Origin of the sequence: Paenarthrobacter sp. NPDC089675, from assembly GCF_044749185.1 — a bacterium.
In the GTDB taxonomy this organism is placed as follows: Bacteria; Actinomycetota; Actinomycetes; order Actinomycetales; family Micrococcaceae; genus Arthrobacter.
Genome location: NZ_JBIVHM010000014.1, coordinates 15,973 through 32,320 on the forward strand (window position 1 = coordinate 15,973; position 16,348 = coordinate 32,320).

Here is a 16,348-nt window from a genome sequence, read left to right on the forward strand (position 1 = left end):
CGACGGCAAGCCCTCGCCGCAGCCCGGGCCATCGGGCCTTATCTCATCGCCGGAACATGAGGGCTGCGCGGAACGGATTTTCGCTGACGGTCCGGGACCGGGGATCTCTGTTGCTCAGCGGGCAAGTTATCGGCGCGGTGGAAGAATGGGAAGGCCCTGACCAAAGAGATTGGTCAGGGCCTTGGGGTTTGAGGGGTCCAAGGATCCCCAAAACCGTTTCTAGTCTTGTTTGCTCTCCTTAGGAAAGGTTCTGTGGTCCAGAGAGCACGGATTGTTGCGCCGCTCGTTTCGCTCTGCCGGGAATCAGGATGAATGCAAGGACTCCGCCGGCAAGGACAAACGAGGAAACGATTGTGAAGGCAATTGTGTAGGAACCGGTCAGCTGCACGACCCATCCTGTGAGGTAGGGACCCGAGAAACCGCTGAGATTGCCAATGGAGTTTATGACGCCGAAGGCGACTGCGCTTCCCACCCCGGTGAGAAGTTCCGAAGGCACTGACCAGACGACCGACTGTGAGCAGTACACAGCGCTTACCAGTACGACGAAACCGATGATGGAGGCTACTGGAGACCCCAGAGCGAGGCAAATGATCGTCGTGATCGCGCCCAGTACTGCCGGAATGGCGACGTGGAAGCGCCGTTCCAGTGTGCGGTCAGAGTGGCGGCTCCACAGCACGAGGGCGAGTGCGGCGATGCCGTAGGGAATTGCGACGACGATTCCCGTGGTGATGATTCCTGGGTCCAGGCCAAGCGACGACTGGAGAGTCTTTACGACTGTCGGCAGGAAAAAGTTCAAGACGTTGGAACCGGAGGTGAGGCCGAAGTAGATCAGAGCCAGGCCCCAGACAATGGGGCGTTTCAGAACCGCCATGATCTGCTGACCATGGCTAAGGGTAGAGACGTTGGCGGCTGCGACCTGCTCGTCCTTTGCGATTTCGGAGGTAAGCCAAGAGCGTTCAGCTTCGCTCAGCCAAGGTGCGCTTTGCGGTCCTTTTCGAAGCACGAAGAAGCATGCGATGCCGAGAAGTACTGCGGGCAAGGCTTCAACGCCGTACATGAGACGCCAGCCTTCGAGGCCGAGCGAGTCGCCGAGGGCAATGAGAGAGGTGGAGATAGGTGCGCCGACTACTTGGGCGATGGGGATACCGAGGAAGAAGATCGCCACCAGGCGTGCGCGGTAGCGGACAGGGAACCACAGCGTCAGGTAGAACACCACGCCCGGGAAGAATCCTGCTTCTGCGGCGCCAAGAAGGAATCGGAGCGAGAAAAAGTGCCAGGGCTCGTGGATCACGGCCATCAGTGCGGCTACCACACCCCATGAGATCATGATCCGGCCGATCCAGACGCGGGCACCGAACCTGTGCAGTGCGATGTTGCTGGGGACTTCGAAGATGAAGTACGCGATGAAAAAGATACCTGCGCCGAGCCCGTAGGCTGCAACATCGAGGCCGATGGAGGTCTCCATTGCGCTGGCGGCGTATCCGACGTTGGTGCGGTCAAGGAAGTTGATCAGGTAGCAGATCACAAGGAACGGCATTAGCCGCCAGGCGATCTTTCTTATCAACGATTTTTCGTCGATGGTCGAGAGCGTTTGTGACATCGTTGTCCTACTTTCTGGGGTTGTTCGACTCGTGATGGTCGTTATCGGCTGACGGGGTCGTTGTCAGCTAGAAGACTGAGTTCTTCAAGGTAAGGCGCGCCTTCCCAATCGCCGGTGCTCAGGCAGGCAAACGCTCCGGTGACGACTGCCCGCTGCAGGCATTGAGCCATCGGGGCGCCGTCGAGTAGAGCACTGAGGTACCCGGCAACGAAAGCGTCGCCAGCCCCGACGGCATCTTGAACCGTGATCGGGACTGCCGGTACCTGGATCTGGGCTTCGGCGTCGTATCCATGGGCGCCGCGGGCACCATCTTTAATGATCACAGTGCGTCCGTGCCGCCCCTGAATGAAGCAGTCGATGCCTTCAGGGAGAGCAAGGTCCAACTCCTCGGGGCTGGCGAAAACTATGTCGGCTTCCTGGGCAAGTTCGCTGATGCAAGCAGCTGCATCTTGACGGTCCCACAGCGTGGGGCGGTAGTTGACGTCCAAGGAAACAAGCGCGCCGGTGCTCCGGGCCTGCTTTACGGCCGCGAAGGTAGCGCTTCTGGAAGAGTCCGAGAGAGCCGGTGTGATTCCGGTGCAGTGAACGATTCTGGCTTCGCCCAACGAGGCGTGGTGTAGCAGGTCTTCTGGTGCCAGAAACGATCCGGCGCTGTGGCTGCGGCGGAACGCGACATTGACCCGATCGCTGGTGCGACGAAACTTCAGCATGAGGCCGGTCGGGTTCGGGTCGGAGACTGCGACCACGTCGATTCCCTCCCCACGCAGCCCTCGAACGATCATTCGGCCGGGTTGGTCGTCACCGACTCTGCCGATCCATGTCACTGGCACCCCGAGCCGGGCAAGTCCCACCGCCACGTTTGAGTCCGCCCCGCCGAAGGACCACGTTGCGGCGGCCCCTCGCGATAGGACACCAGGGTGGTCAGTCGAGATCATTGCCATCGTCTCGCCGAACGTCAGGACTGAGGAGCTCACAGTTCCTCTCCCCCCAGTAGGGCCTTTGCACGCCTGGCGCGCTCGACGAGCGACGAGGTGTCCCCCGTGTCCGGGGAATCTCCGAGCAGGGGTGAACCAAGGCTGACGCCGACAGCCCCTGCAGACACCCATGCGGGGATCTGCTCAAGACGGATGCCGCCGGAGGGCATCGCCCGAAGCCACGGCATGGGCCCTCGAAGGTGGGCGAGATAGTCGGGAGACACGGTGGCAGCAGGGAAGATCTTCACGATCGACGCTCCGGCCTCGTGCGCGCTCAGCACTTCGGTCGGAGTCATCGCACCAACGCCGATCGGTGTTTGGCGTGCAACAGCCACCGCGCTCACTGCCGGCCGGAGGGCCGGGGTTACGAGGAACTCAGCGCCGGCGTCGAGACACTTTTCCGCTTGTTCGACCGTCAGAACGGTACCTACGCCGATAGACGCTACCTTCTGCCAGCGCGAAGCTTCTTGTTCAAGGAAACTCTGGACACCCGGCGTCGTCAGGGTGAGCTCGACAGAAGTGATCCCCTCGGTAACCAGGGTATCTATGACACGCACGAGATGCCGCGTCGTCGAGGCGCGAAGAACGGCTGTGATCCCTTCAAAAGACAATGGAGTTGCGCCTTTCATGCCGAAGTCGCCAGCCGCTCGTGCGTCAGGCTCCAGCCATTGACGACATTCACATGCTCGCCGTTGAGGGCGGACACTACGTTCTGCGTGATTCTTGTCTTCAGTTCAATAAAAGACTCTTCGCTGTACCAAGCGACGTGCGGGGTAAGGACTGTGTGGGCAGACTTAGCAAGCGGATGCTCAGGGCCAATTGGTTCTTCCTCGAACACATCGAGGGCCGCGCCACGAATATCTCGTCGCTCCAGTGCCTCCACCAAGTCAGCAGTCGCAACGACGCCGCCACGGCAGGTATTGACCAGAACCGCCTCGCTCTTCATTTTGGCTAAGGCGGCACCGTTAATGAGGTGTTCGGTTGCTGGGTTGAGCGGAACGTGAAGTGAAACTACATCAGAAGTTCCGAGCAGCTCATCAAGCGAAACGATAGGGATTCCATCGACCACGTCTCCGACGTTGAACGTCGGGTCGGAAGCAACGACGGAGTATCCAAGCCCCCGGGCTTTGCGCGCGGTCGCCCTTCCGATCAGGCCCGCACCGACGACTCCGACTTGTAGTGCCGAGAACCGGTGAAGCGGGGCGCCAGCGTCGTAAGAGTAATTCCCCTCGCGGATTGCACGATCGTAAGTACTGACGGACCTGCATGCATCGGTGATAAGTGCAATCGCGTGATCACTGACGTCTTCCGTGCCGTAGTCGGGGACGTTGCAGACTGCCACGCCGTGCTCGGTGGCGGCCTCCACGTCGACGGTGTCGACCCCGACGCCGTAACGTCCGATTACCCTCAGTTTGGGTAGGGACTCGATGACTCGACGCGTGATCGGCGCATACTGAACGATGATTCCGGACGCCGAGGCTGCAGCCTCGATGACATCCTCTTCGCTGCGGCAGAAGGCGCGAGTAACAGGGATGCCCGCCGCCGCTGCAACTTCCTGCTCTTGATCAATCGAATTGTGGTCACAGTCGACGATGACAATGTGGTTCCTTGGGCCGCCATGCGCGGCGTTCATGCTCGTTTGCATGCTGCCAATCATAATAAGAATTATAATTCGCTTCAAGGGGTCGCAAGATTGTTCTCGAACATGTGGGGAGTTTGGGCGCACTGACAGTGGCTTGGACGGAGCGGAAGGTAACCGTCGTCGGTCGGGTAGGGTTTTGAACTGGAGGAATCAATGGCACGCAAAACCCTACAAAACCAGGTACTCACGGCCCTGGGTTCGCAGATCGTTGACGGGACTTACCCCGTTGGAGGCATCCTTCGGAGTGAGGACCTCGCTGTCAAGTACGATGTGTCGCTCACCGTCATCCGCGAGACGCTGAAAGTTCTGCAGTCAATGCGTCTGGTCGCATTGAAACCACGAGTCGGCATTACGGTCCGTGAGCCTCGGGACTGGAACGTCTTCGACCCGCGGGTAATTCAGTGGCGACTGGCCACCACGGCTCGGACAAATCAGCTCCGGTCGCTAACGGAGCTGCGCAGCGCGGTGGAACCAACAGCGGCCTTTCTTGCCGCCATTAGGGCCTCCGATGAAGAGCGCGCCAGGCTGGTAGAACTCGCGGACCTCATGGAACAATCGGGTTCAAGCCGCCAGCTCGAGCTGTTCATGGAACAGGACGTTGCCTTCCACACGACTCTCCTCCACGCATCGCGCAACGAAATGTTTATCGCTCTCACCGAGCCCATCACGGAGGCGCTTACAGGGCGGCATCGTTCTAGCTTGATGCCACAGGAACCACTGGCGTCTGTCCGAGACCACCATCGTCGCCTCGCCCAGGCAATTTTTGCCCGCAGAGGAGACGAAGCCAGAGTGGCGGCGAATGAAATTCTCGATTCTGTCCTTCAGGAAACGGACGCGCAAGTCGCAATCGCCGACACCTAAGCAAGGCTTCGGCCCCACTAAGCTCTTCAGCGCCGGCAGGGCACACTTCACAAACTCGCCGAGTTCGTGCATAAGGATCCGGAAAATCACAGACGTTTACAGTACGGGAGGAGAAGTAGCTGCCAGAGCTCCTGGCCCACCAAAGAACTTGGCGTTTCCGCCACATGCGGGTAGTTCAACAACCTCGTTCCCTCTGCGCCGAATGAGAACGCTCGCGGCAACAGCGCGGCTGGTCCAGCGTGTACATCCATAACATGAGCGCTTGCCAGTGCCCCGTTTCCTGACCCGATTAGACGGGGGCTCTGTCGTCCCCGGACTGCAGCGGGCTGCGGAACCACATTGTGCTCTATCAGTTTCCTAACTGACGAAATCGTCAAGGGTGTGCTGAATTCGCCGGGCGATCTCTGCTGTCGGCGTGGACCGGGAGAACACGGCCAGAACAACATCGCCTTCCGATGAGCCCGCCCCCGTTCCGTCGAAGATCAGGCCAAAACTCCGGCGGACGGCAGCCAGTTCGCGGTTCAAGTGGTCACGGGACCCGGCAGCCGAGCCGAGCATCATCTCCCGGAGCACATAGTTATGGGTTTCGGTGACGGCGGCAGCGAAGCGGATCGCGTCCAGCGCCGCGATCCCCGGAAGGGCGCGCCGCAGATAATCGGAGAAGAGCCGCTTGTAGCGCGAGGCCATGATGGTTTCCCTGTCCCGCAAGGCCGGAACGGCCTGGACCACGCGGTAACGTTTCTGGGCAAACATTCGTCGGTCGGAGAACCGGGCATACACCATTGTCGCCGCCTCACATACCGCAGCCCAGGGATCGGCATGCTCAGTGGCGAAGTAAACCCCCAGCTCGGCCAGCAAGACCTCATGATCGGCGAAGATGACATCTTCCTTCCCGCCGAACTGCCGGAAAAACGTACTGCGCGATATGCCCGCCGCTTGGGCAATATCGTCGACACTTGTTGCGTCGTACCCGGATGTCGTGAAGAGCTCCAGGGCAGCCCCGGCAACCTCCGACCTGAAGTCAGCCATCTGTGTCATCAGGAAATTTTACCGCCCGTCCACGCCAGCGCCAGCGCAATCCAGCGTCCCGGGCGAGCCCGGGACGCCTTGTTCTTATGAACAGGGCAGGCCTCCGGAAGCGACACCCGGCAGACGTCGCCGGCTACGGGCAGTGGGTGCTACCAAGGTTGGTGCGCAAGGGGGCGCTGATATCGAGCGTCCGCAACTGCGCTTTGAGGATTTTGCCTGTCGAATTGCGAGGCAGATCGTCGGTGAAAACCACCCTTTCGGGGACCTTGAAGCTTGCCAGCAGGCTTTTGACGTGGGCGCGAACGGCTTTTTCGGTCAGAGAGCTGGATCCGCTTCGTACCACGAAAGCCACGGGGCGTTCTCCCCATTTATCGTGGGGGACACCGATGACGGCGACGTCGGCCACCTCGGGATGGCTGACGATTGCCTGTTCGACTTCGATGGTCGAAATGTTCTCACCGCCTGAAATGATGATGTCCTTGGCCCGGTCCTTGAGCTCGATGTAGCCGTCGGGGTGCATCACACCCAGGTCCCCGGTGTGGAACCACCCGCCGCGGAAGGCATCAGCGGTCGCTTTCTTGTCTTTAAAATAGCCAATCATGACATTGTTGCCTCGCAGGACGATCTCCCCCAAGGTCACACCGTCCGCGGGCACATCCCGCATTTCCGCATCGACAATGCGGGCGGATTCGGCCTGCAACATGCCGACACCTTGCCGGGAGAGCTTCGCTGCCCGTTGATGAGCGGGCAGCAGGTCCCAACCATCCTGGTGCTCACAAATAGTATTGGGACCGTAGACCTCGGTAAGCCCGTATACATGGGTTACGCTGATTCCTAACGCTTCCAGCCCGGCAATAACGGTCGGAGACGGAGGCGCCCCGGCCGTCGTGATACGCAGCGGGGCCGCCACTTGATGGGCCTGGGGCGCTTCGGTGATGATGCTGCAGATAGTAGGCGCTCCGCAAAGGTGGGACACCGCCTGCTCGTCAAGGGCATTCCAGACGGTTTCCTGCCGGACGGCGCGCAAGCAAATGTGCGTTGCGCCCACGGCGGTGACCGCCCAGGTCGTGCACCATCCGTTGCAGTGAAACATCGGCAGCGTCCACAAGTAACGCGAATCGGGCGTTAACTGGTTGTGGATGGTTTCTCCGAGCGCATTCAGGTATGCGCCCCGATGTGAGTAAAGAACACCCTTGGGTTTGCCTGTCGTGCCGGAGGTGTAGTTGAGCGTGATCGGCAGGCGTTCGTCGTCAACGCCCCAGGGAAGATTCGGGATCGAGGGACCCGTACTGTTGAGAAACAGGGAATACTCGGTCGTGGCCGGTGAGGGCCTCAAAGGCTGGATGCTGACAGTGCTGTCAGGAACTTCTACGACCTCAAGCAGGCTCGTGGACGCAAGATCCAACTCGGCCGCGGTGCCGAGGAGTTCAGAATCAACGAAGAAGAGCTTGGCTTCCGAATGCTCGAGAATATACTGCAGTTCCTTGGCCGATAGCCTGGAGTTTAGGGCAACAAGCACCCCGCCGGCCAAGGGCACGGCGAAATGGGCAATCAGGAGTTCAGGGATATTCGGGGCCAGGAACGCGACACGGTCTCCAGCATTGATCCGGTTCTTGATGGCCTTGGCCAAGCTTTGGGCTTCCTGGGCGAACTGCGCGTAGGTGTAGGTACGTTCTCCGTGGATGATCCCTTGCTTGGTGCCATACACCTCCGCGGAGCGCTGCAGGAAGCGGAGGGGGCTCAGGGAAACGTCGTTGGCAAGGTCCTGTGTAGTCATGATCGAACAATCCTTAGGCGAATGCACTCTGTCCGGTCACATCGCGGCCGATCAGCAGTGCTTGAATGCTTTGTGTTCCCTCATAGGTGTGTAGGGATTCAATATCCAACAAGTGGCGGATCACATGATTTTCGAGCAAGATTCCATTGCCGCCGAGCATGTCCCGGGCAATGGACGCCAGATCCCTGGCCTTGCGGGTATTGTGGTACTTCGCCATGGAGGCCTGCGTTGGGCGCATCTGCCCCGCATCATCCAGAGCCGCCAAATGGACGCAATGCAGCTGCATACTCGTCAACTCAGACAACATATACGCCAGCCGGTCCTGGACCATCTGGAACTTGGCGAGGCGCTTTCCGAACTGCGTGCGTTGGGACACGTAATTAAGAGCTGCCTCGTAGACTGCCGTGGCGTGGCCGAGTGCGGACCATGCCACACCCAGACGGGTCGCGACCAGGACCCGGGAGGCATCCTTGAAGCTCTTCGTCCCCGGCAAGACATTGGTGGCGGGAATCCGGACATTCTCGAGGCGGATTCTGGCCTGGTTGATGGCCCTCAGCGAGGCCTTGCCGGTCACCACTTGAGCCTCATAGCCCAAGCGGTCTTGTTCCACCAGGAAGCCTCGCACATTGCCGGAATCATCCCTGGCCCAGACGACAGAGACATCACCTCCGCAACCGTTACCGATCCACTTCTTCTCACCGTTAAGAACGAACCCGTCCCCTTCCTGGCGGGCCGTTGTTTCCAAGGCCACGGAATCGGAACCGTGCATCGGCTCAGTCAGGGCAAACGCGGCCAGCTTCTCCCCCCGCGCAACGGGCCCAAGCCACTGTTGGTGCTGCTCCGGTGAGCCGAACAGTGCAATGGACCGCAGCGCCAAACCGCCCTGAACGGCGATGACGGTCCCCAAGGAGCCATCTCCACGCGAGACCTCCATATTGACCAAACCCGCGGCCAACGGCGAGAGCTGCTCAAGCCCTTCCACGGCCAGTCCGTCCGAGAGAAGATTCAGTTCACCCATGCGCTTGATCATGTGCGCCGGAAATTCGGCCCGTTCCCAGAAATCGTTCATTTGGGGTAGCGACTCATCGACGAACACTCGGGCCCTGGACCATGCGGCACGGTCCTGATCCGGGATTGACTCAAAGACGGAGTAGTAGTCCGTGTCTAGCGCTTCAGAGACGTCGTAGTCCGCCAAAGGTGTACATCCTTGCCATATAGGGGGTCGTCTGTGCGTGATCATGCGGGGCGCCGCCCCACGGAAGCCTTGCCGAACCTGCTTGTGCAGTCTTGCAATGAGCAAAGTGGGCGTGCCGCCTCCAACCAGTTTGCTTGAAACTGAGAACCACGTCAACAGGAATTCAGTTTCACCAAATGGTGTGAGCGGGCGCAACTGCTGGTGAATCGATGGTGAATCAAATCCGATGGACCACCGCGGCCTCACGCGCCCTTGGGCTTAGCATGTTGGGCAGTTGGCAAGGACGTTAGAAAAGTCCTACACGCCGCCTATGGCGGCGGGGGCCACATCAACCCGGGACACCTCACGGTCCGCCTCACCAAAATCGAGCAGCGCCCCTCCTCTCGCCGAGAGCCTCGGCTGCTCACCGTCAGGTCCGCCGGATCCTCGAACTCAGAGGATCAGCTTGCTCAAATCGTGGATGGCCAAAGGAGATCTCGCATTGATTCAGGCGAAGAATTGACTGCCCCAGCGAAGCTGCTTCGAGACCTGTGGCCGGCGCTACGCCCAAGTCACCGAAACGCAACACAACGGGTCAAGGCTGGCCCCGGCCATCTGGAGATCCCGTTTACTCACGTCTCACAGACACCCGCGCATGCCAGTTAATATGGCAGTGAGAGCTGAGTAAGAAGGCCTCGGCTTCAGCGTCCGATGAGTGTCGTGCTGGTTGGTGCCGGGCCCGTTCCGATGCTGTCCATGGCCTCGGATCAGACGATGATCCTGGTGAAGCTCCCGGCCGTCATGGTGATGAACGCAGCCTGGTTCTTCATCAGACGCATTACCAGAACTGGGCGCGACCACGATAGCCGATCCAAAAAGGTCCAGAACGCCGCCCGGTGGCCTCAGCAGCGCCCCTTGGAACTTGTCGTTTGTTCGTAGCCGCGGGGGCTTCGCAATGTGCCGACCTCTCGACGGCTTTCGGTCATGGGAGCGAGAATTCAAAATAGAGCATGAGCCCTTGGTGAATGGAGGCTATGTCGGGCACGCAGGTTAAGCGGCCCCAGCAAAGACGGCAGAACAGGCAGAGAAAACTGATGGCCGAAGTTCAGTCGCAAGAAAAAAGATCTCGGTGTTCTGACCAGCGCTAAGGCCTGCACGCATAAAGTTTTCCTGAAAGTATCCGCCGTCCTAGTTTTCGTCAGTGGAGATCCGAGGCCGGCATGAGTTTTCTCCGGATAACGGAAACACCAAAGACTCTTCGGCGATACGTACAATAAGACGTAGAATTATTGGCGGATTGCTGGGCGACTAGCCGTGGTGGGATCCTTACAATCATGGGAGGGCTCTGGTTTCCAACCAGAGCCCTCGAAATCGGAGTTGCTGAAAGCAAGACACCCCCAAGCGGCATCAGGGGAATTGCTAGGCCCGTCTGTCCACCATATAGAGCAGATCATTACGGAACTGTCGGCGGCTGACTGCGCCCCAATGATTACCTTCGGTGGATCAATTACCTACAGCGAGAGGATCATGAAAGCTCTAACGGTCCCCAGACTGCGCGGCGGCTTGTACATGAGACTACCTCTTATGGCCCAAGGTAAGAAGATCTCTCGGCGGCTCGGACAACCTGGCGAACTGCCGGGTACTTCCCTTCGGTGGCCGGTGGTCAGTGGCCTGGGAGACTGAGGATAACTGGAAAGCATGGAGCGCGCCGAGGGGTGAATGGCTGGCTCAATGCATCTCGCCAAAAGTGCCAGTTGGGCACAGTCGGGGTCCAGGTTCCCAGGCCCAAAGGAATTTAGAAGATCAATTTCTGCCCTGATATATGAATTCCTGAGAAATGCCATCCAAATTCGGCTGCGGGAGATCCGAGACATCTTGACGGTGAATCAAACCCAGCTTTTTCACGCACCCTGTGCAGCCCTGCACCAATGCCTTTAGTTCCTAGGAGATGGACGATTCATGGAGATTCCAACACGACGGAGCCTCATCATTACTGCGGCGACGGGCCAATACTCGCCGGTGAGTGGTTGGTGGCGGCCAGACCTCAACTGGAGTGCTCAATGCTTTATCCCCCAAGGGCAACTCATGCCGACACACGGAGGCTCTCCCACCGTGTGGGTGCTCGTCGAGAGATCAGGTGGGAAACAAAGCGAACCTCCCCTAGCATAACTACTTGATTTCTGGGTGCGCGGCATGGCGAAGGTGAGGAAAGCTGTCCCCAAGTCATACCGCGTGGCTCGTCAGACCTCATCCGAGCGAATGCATACAGGAGCGGACAACCGGTTGGCTGCATTGCCCCGGGACGTGGTTAGCCAGCTGGTGGGTGGTTTGTTTATGAGTGCGGTGTGGTGCTGCGGTGGTTGTCGTAATGAATCCAGCCGGGCAGGGCCTTCGGCGGGTCGTTTCGGTGGCCTAAAACTATGCGTAGCCCATCCGTCGTTGAGGGTGCGGAACCTTTCGATCTTGCCGTTGGGTTGGGCCTATTGGATCTGCGCGTACACGGCCCCGCGGGTAATCATTTAGGACAGTGCGGACATAGGCCGGGCCGTTACTGGGGGTGTTTGCTGGAACGGGGGTGGCCGTTGCGGGCGGCGGAGTTCCTGGATTCTTCTCGGCCTTCGACCCGGCCAAGGTAGCGGTGACCGCCGCCGTCGATGATGTTCCCGAACTTAGTGACATCGACGCGGAGCATCTCAGCGGGCCTTGCGTGTGCGCAGCGGCGGCTTATTTCACCAGTGATCCGCTCGATGTACCGGAGCCGGTTGACTCGGCCCCGGTCCAGAGAACAGCATGAACTGTTGGGAGCCACGATGACCTGTCACCCATCCCTTCGGGCCCTAGTTCGCGGTAGCGGGTGATCCAGTGTTTGGCGGTCGGCCACGAAACCATGAAAGGCTTCGCTGTTTCGGTGATCGTCTAGTGGTTCTCAACGACCTGTTCGGCGAGTCCTCCCAGGGCCTCAACCAACATCCCTGGACAGTACAACTAGCCTTCCCGACTTAGTCAAGCCATCCGGTGGTTGTGGGCGTGAGGGAAAATTCAGGTGTTAGGTGACCTGAATCAATGATTGGTTCGATGCGGATCCGGCAGAGTTTGAGGGAGGAGATACGCCAGCCCTCGACGGTTCTGTCGTATTCCTCTTCATAGTGCCCGTACCCCTTGATCCCGGACATACCTGGCACTTCGAAGCCCTGATATGCGCGTGATCCTGTTCTCCACGTCAATTGGTCGAACATGCTCCAAATTCCTCGGATGGAGTTGTCGGATTTCGGCTCGAGTTGGGGCATGAATCCTTGGTGTATAGAGACAACACCATCCATATAAGCTGATACGGCCTCAACGAACGATGTGGGATCAGCGGGTGAGAAACTGAAACCCATAATCTTGGCTTCCGAGGTGAAAAGTGCTTGGAGTTCTGGCCAACGTTTGAGATCGATGTAGCGAAAGTACCGCGCCTTTAGCCGGCGCACGTCCTCATAGTCGTCTGGGGTTATACCGGGGAACTGTTGCTCTTTCATCTCGCGACTCTATCCGGGACAACGTAGCCAAACTTTAGGGTTTTGGCGATCTATACAGAGGATCGAAAGTCCCTTGGACGAACCGCGCGGCGAATCACAACCTAGATGACCTAGTTACGGTCCTCCTGGGTTTGTATCCAGTTATAGTGGGCGGCGCTCGGACCGCCGCTAAGTGACGACCTTGCGACGGCTGCCGTTGGTTGTGGTGCCTTTGAACCAGCCGGTGTTTGTGCCGAGGACAGCTCCGTGCCCATCGACGGTGCACGTATCGGCCGGTGATGCCCTGAAAATTGTTCATAAGCTGACTGCAATCGGCGCCCCTGGATGTCCACAGTCGAGCGCCACCTACTTGCTTGAAATAAGTACCCGTTTGCTGAGTGTCACCAATTTTTTACCCGTAGCGCTTGAGTCGACGTACGCATGGCTGGGATGTAAGGCCCCGAGTGACACAGTCTTGGTACGCGCCTGCTGCGATGGTTTGACATGACATAGGTGCCATTGGCGGCGGTTTAGAGACTCACGACGTCGGCGACCTGTCCGAGCTCGGCCGCGGATGGGTAAGTCGGATACATCTGCACGGCGGCCTTGGCGAGCCACACTGGGTCACCCCGGATTTCACCGCGTTGTGGCCCCACATCCACATGGGAGGCAACTTACACAGCAGCGGGTCCGCAAACGTGGAGGACGGTCTGAGGACGTCACGGCTGTCGGCTCCGACTTTCCCTAACCATCACCGCGCGTCAGCAGCGGGCTTCAGTGCCCTGTGCGCTGGGCATAGGGATGCAAGAAAAGCCGTGCATGCCGCCCATAGCAGCGGAATCCTTGTCCACCTACGCTGAGGGAAAGCGGCTTCTAGGCAGCTGACACGGAAACTTTAGGAGAACTCATGGCATCAGCGATAGCTATCACAGGGGCGACTCTCATTGACGGTCGGGGCGGCATTCCGATCCCCAACGCGACGGTATTGATCGAGGGCGATCGAATCGGCGCCGTTGGATCAGGCGACACCGTCATCATTCCTGCAGGTGCAACCGTCATCAAGGCAACCAACGCCTTCATCATTCCTGGCATCGTGAACGGAAACGTTCACCTCCTCGATGGCATCATGATGATGGGTGCTGGCGGTGTAGAGTACCTCGCACGGTACGAGGGTAACTTCACTGGAGTCATCGAGGAGGCATCTCAGGTTGCGCTCCGTAACGGGGTTACCACTTTGTTTGATACCTGGAACGCTACAGGTCCCGTGCTCGCCGCTAGGGACAGAATTGCCTCCGGGCGAACGAGCGGGGCCCGCATGTTCGCAGCAGGCAACATCGTTGGCATGGGTGGCCCATTCACGCACGACTTCAACGCTGGCGCCCGGGCTGTGATCAGCGACACTTTCGCTAAACGAATGGACAACATGTTCGAGGCCGGGGTAGGGCCCGGTCTCAGCCTCAAGCGCCCATCCGACGTCCGAGCCATAGTCAGGGACTACATCGCGCGGGGGGTCGATATGCTTAAGATCGCCATAAGCGATCACCTGGTGACGGTCACCTTCAGCACCATGGACCGCACGTACCTGACATTCTCCCCCCGGTGTCTGGGCGTTATGGCTGACGAAGCCCGCGCCGCAGGCATACCACTCCTCACCCACACGATGGGCGTAGAAGCGCTGGAATTGGCCACCGACCTGGGCGCGGATGTACTCGTCCATGCCTCACTTACATACCAGCAACCCATTCCACACGATCTCGTCGACAAGATCCTGAAGGCTGGTTCCACCTGCGGACTACAAACCGTGTCGGACGAGTACCAAAACCGCCTCGAAGCCGTCAACCATCCGTGGGCGGCTTACGGCGGATACGTTCACGCAGAGAATGAACGTCTTCTCATCAAGGCAGGAGTACCGGTGATGCTAGGGACTGACGCCGGGTGCACCTCTCACGATGTGTTAACAGACAGCGGCGAGATCAACGATCCTCACCGACCGTGGAGCCTCGGCACAGATCACGTGGCTTGGGCACGCGGAATTGTGCAGAAGGGCATGTCGGAGATGAATGCCATCTCCGCCAGCACACTCAATGTGGCTCGGGCATACGGAAAGGGTGACCTCATCGGCTCCATTGAGCCTGGGAAGCTGGCGGACTTGGTTATCCTCGACGCCGATCCGCTGCTGGACATCGGCAATATGGCAAGCGTCCGGACAGTGTTCCAGAACGGCCGCCCCATAGACCGCGAAAACCTCCCGTTGGCACCTTTGGTAACCGGACCGTCACCTACAGACCCCTCATAGCGGGAGGGGGGCGGTTCGACATACGATACTGACACTATTCGCCGCACCGTAGTCATTGGCCGAAGCGGAAGAACCCGTAGGTGCAACTTAACTGAGCTGATGTTATGGTCCACAATGAACCCTGGCGGCTAGAACAGACTTGGTCTGGTTGGTCGGGCGCGCCTTCCCGGCGTGCCCCCAACGGCCCGGGGTCTCAGCCGGAAAATACAATTGTTCAAGCAAAGCTCGGTCCGTCCCTGCTCGATGAAGAGCAAAGGGAGTGCCTTCAGGCTCTGGCTATTAGGCTTTTGGCTCAGGTGCCCGACATGACCGAAGGGCTGCTTGTCTGGCTCCCCCAAGTGTTTCCCGCCCTGGCAGACGAACGATATGACCAAGCCGCCATGGCGGCCTCGATCAACGACAATCTCAGAACTATGTGGAGCATGGTCGCCAACGACCTCAGTCCCGACTTTGTCGAGCCGCCTCCTAGCGCCCTTGCTTTCCCTAGGCGTCTAGTGCATGACAACGTGCCTGCCAGTGTGTTGCTGCGTGTCTACTACGTGGGGCACGCCATGATTTGGCATCGTTGGGTCATCCCGGAGCTTGCATCAATCAGCCGCCCCCAACCCTTCTTGGCCGTAGTCGAAGCTCGGCTCCACGGGGACATCTTCAACTATCTTGACCGCGCCGCGCTGCGAGTACTGGAACAGTACGAGGCGGAAAAGGCAGAACTTCGGTCATTTGGGGGCAGTTCTCGAAGCGTGATCGCGTATGACGTTCTGTCAGGTTCCGTGCTGTCTGCTTCGGCCCGTCGCCGTTTAGAGTTCGCACTGGATAAAAATCACCTTGCGTGGGTTTTATGGGCGCAGGAGTCCCCTCTGGACTTTCAGGAGGGCCTCGCGGATCTGGGAGGGACAGTGCACGACATTCTCGGGCGCGGAGACCGGCTCGCAATTTTCCGTGGCCCCAACGAGTTGTGGGGTTGGACTGGCCTGCCTGTGGCCATGACCGAGAACGTGCGAGGGTCGCTTCTTCACGCCCTGGACAACGCCAGTTCCAAGAGGAGCGGGGCCGGCTTCCATCTGGCTGTTGGTTCGGCTGGATACGGAGAAGTGGCGTTTCGGGATGGACTCGCCGATGCCAGAGCGATACAGAGCGCAGTGGTCGCAGCAGGCAGGCGAAGCCCCTCGGTGTATACGGTCAAGGAAGCCGGCCTGGCGACCTTACTGCTCGCTAATCCTCTCGCCGCTTCCCGGTTCATGCGTACACACCTCAAGGGCCTACAAGGGGTTGAACCGAACGCTGTGCTTCTCCGCCAGACGATCCAGGAATTCCTCGCGACGGGCGGTAGCTACGCAAAGACGGCGGAACGGCTTGGGGTCCACCGAAATACAGTTCTCTATCGACTTCAAAGAGCCGAGAAGGAACTGGGGGTGCCCATCCAGCCTCCAGCTGATGACCTGGCGGCGGCTCTTCTCATTGCGGACTGGGGTCTGACCGCCGACTCGGGGAACTAACG

Annotated in this window: 13 protein-coding genes; 3 read left to right on the forward strand and 10 right to left on the reverse strand. The window is 59.2% G+C overall.

Annotated elements, in window-relative coordinates:
• Positions 1–238 precede the first annotated feature (238 nt).
• Genes ACIPY2_RS20580 through ACIPY2_RS20595 form a run of 4 tightly spaced genes read right to left on the reverse strand, consistent with a single transcriptional unit; the run spans position 239 to position 4,231 of the window.
• Entirely contained in the window at positions 239–1,600 is a 1,362-nt protein-coding gene (locus tag ACIPY2_RS20580; protein WP_400268259.1) for an MFS transporter, read from the reverse strand.
• Positions 1,601–1,641: 41 nt separating this feature from the next.
• Positions 1,642–2,574, reverse strand: coding sequence for a sugar kinase (locus ACIPY2_RS20585; protein ID WP_400268260.1), 933 nt, complete (start codon positions 2,572–2,574; stop codon positions 1,642–1,644).
• A complete protein-coding gene (locus ACIPY2_RS20590) occupies positions 2,571–3,203 on the reverse strand; it encodes a bifunctional 4-hydroxy-2-oxoglutarate aldolase/2-dehydro-3-deoxy-phosphogluconate aldolase (protein WP_400268261.1) in 633 nt (210 codons plus the stop codon). Before ACIPY2_RS20590 ends, ACIPY2_RS20585 begins: the two co-directional genes overlap by 4 nt.
• Positions 3,200–4,231, reverse strand: a complete 1,032-nt coding sequence (locus ACIPY2_RS20595; RefSeq protein WP_400268262.1) for a C-terminal binding protein — start codon at positions 4,229–4,231, stop codon at positions 3,200–3,202. The genes ACIPY2_RS20590 and ACIPY2_RS20595 overlap by 4 nt, the downstream gene beginning before the upstream one ends.
• Positions 4,232–4,369: 138 nt before the next feature.
• Between ACIPY2_RS20595 and ACIPY2_RS20600 the strand changes: the two genes are divergently transcribed.
• A complete protein-coding gene (locus tag ACIPY2_RS20600) occupies positions 4,370–5,077 on the forward strand; it encodes a FadR/GntR family transcriptional regulator (RefSeq protein ID WP_400268263.1) in 708 nt (235 codons plus the stop codon).
• A 357-nt stretch (positions 5,078–5,434) separates the two neighbouring features.
• On the opposite strand, the gene ACIPY2_RS20605 is transcribed toward ACIPY2_RS20600, so the two are convergent.
• From ACIPY2_RS20605 to ACIPY2_RS20630, 6 genes are all read right to left on the reverse strand, one after another.
• Entirely contained in the window at positions 5,435–6,115 is a 681-nt protein-coding gene (locus ACIPY2_RS20605; protein ID WP_400268264.1) for a TetR/AcrR family transcriptional regulator, read from the reverse strand.
• A gap of 124 nt (positions 6,116–6,239) precedes the next feature.
• On the reverse strand, positions 6,240–7,883 hold the full coding sequence (locus ACIPY2_RS20610; RefSeq protein WP_400268265.1) for an AMP-binding protein: 1,644 nt from the start codon (positions 7,881–7,883) through the stop codon (positions 6,240–6,242).
• A gap of 13 nt (positions 7,884–7,896) precedes the next feature.
• On the reverse strand, positions 7,897–9,123 hold the full coding sequence (locus tag ACIPY2_RS20615) for an acyl-CoA dehydrogenase family protein (protein ID WP_400268266.1): 1,227 nt from the start codon (positions 9,121–9,123) through the stop codon (positions 7,897–7,899).
• A 2,482-nt stretch (positions 9,124–11,605) separates the two neighbouring features.
• A complete protein-coding gene (locus ACIPY2_RS20620; protein WP_400268267.1) occupies positions 11,606–11,749 on the reverse strand; it encodes a hypothetical protein in 144 nt (47 codons plus the stop codon).
• A 32-nt stretch (positions 11,750–11,781) separates the two neighbouring features.
• Positions 11,782–11,946, reverse strand: a complete 165-nt coding sequence (locus ACIPY2_RS20625; protein ID WP_400268268.1) for a hypothetical protein — start codon at positions 11,944–11,946, stop codon at positions 11,782–11,784.
• A gap of 110 nt (positions 11,947–12,056) precedes the next feature.
• Positions 12,057–12,575, reverse strand: a complete 519-nt coding sequence (locus ACIPY2_RS20630) for a nuclear transport factor 2 family protein (protein ID WP_400268269.1) — start codon at positions 12,573–12,575, stop codon at positions 12,057–12,059.
• 886 nt (positions 12,576–13,461) lie between these two features.
• Here ACIPY2_RS20630 and ACIPY2_RS20635 point away from each other — a divergent pair.
• Both ACIPY2_RS20635 and ACIPY2_RS20640 read left to right on the forward strand, forming a co-directional pair.
• Positions 13,462–14,850, forward strand: coding sequence for an amidohydrolase family protein (locus tag ACIPY2_RS20635; protein WP_400268270.1), 1,389 nt, complete (start codon positions 13,462–13,464; stop codon positions 14,848–14,850).
• Positions 14,851–15,155: 305 nt separating this feature from the next.
• Positions 15,156–16,346 carry a PucR family transcriptional regulator gene (locus ACIPY2_RS20640; RefSeq protein WP_400268271.1) on the forward strand — a complete coding sequence of 397 codons (1,191 nt, stop codon included), beginning with the start codon at positions 15,156–15,158 and terminating at the stop codon, positions 16,344–16,346.
• The last annotated feature ends 2 nt before the right edge of the window (positions 16,347–16,348 follow it).

What these genes read in the sequence shown, in the direction of transcription:
- ACIPY2_RS20580 (WP_400268259.1), bottom strand. Translation starts at nt 1,600, where the DNA reads ATGTCACAAACGCTCTCGACCATCGACGAAAAATCGTTGATAAGAAAG.
- ACIPY2_RS20590 (WP_400268261.1), bottom strand. Translation starts at nt 3,203, where the DNA reads ATGAAAGGCGCAACTCCATTGTCTTTTGAAGGGATCACAGCCGTTCTT.
- ACIPY2_RS20595 (WP_400268262.1), bottom strand. Translation starts at nt 4,231, where the DNA reads ATGATTGGCAGCATGCAAACGAGCATGAACGCCGCGCATGGCGGCCCA.
- ACIPY2_RS20600 (WP_400268263.1), top strand. Translation starts at nt 4,370, where the DNA reads ATGGCACGCAAAACCCTACAAAACCAGGTACTCACGGCCCTGGGTTCG.
- ACIPY2_RS20605 (WP_400268264.1), bottom strand. Translation starts at nt 6,115, where the DNA reads ATGACACAGATGGCTGACTTCAGGTCGGAGGTTGCCGGGGCTGCCCTG.
- ACIPY2_RS20610 (WP_400268265.1), bottom strand. Translation starts at nt 7,883, where the DNA reads ATGACTACACAGGACCTTGCCAACGACGTTTCCCTGAGCCCCCTCCGC.
- ACIPY2_RS20615 (WP_400268266.1), bottom strand. Translation starts at nt 9,123, where the DNA reads ATGATCACGCACAGACGACCCCCTATATGGCAAGGATGTACACCTTTG.
- ACIPY2_RS20620 (WP_400268267.1), bottom strand. Translation starts at nt 11,749, where the DNA reads ATGCTCCGCGTCGATGTCACTAAGTTCGGGAACATCATCGACGGCGGC.
- ACIPY2_RS20625 (WP_400268268.1), bottom strand. Translation starts at nt 11,946, where the DNA reads ATGGTTTCGTGGCCGACCGCCAAACACTGGATCACCCGCTACCGCGAA.
- ACIPY2_RS20630 (WP_400268269.1), bottom strand. Translation starts at nt 12,575, where the DNA reads ATGAAAGAGCAACAGTTCCCCGGTATAACCCCAGACGACTATGAGGAC.
- ACIPY2_RS20635 (WP_400268270.1), top strand. Translation starts at nt 13,462, where the DNA reads ATGGCATCAGCGATAGCTATCACAGGGGCGACTCTCATTGACGGTCGG.
- ACIPY2_RS20640 (WP_400268271.1), top strand. Translation starts at nt 15,156, where the DNA reads ATGACCGAAGGGCTGCTTGTCTGGCTCCCCCAAGTGTTTCCCGCCCTG.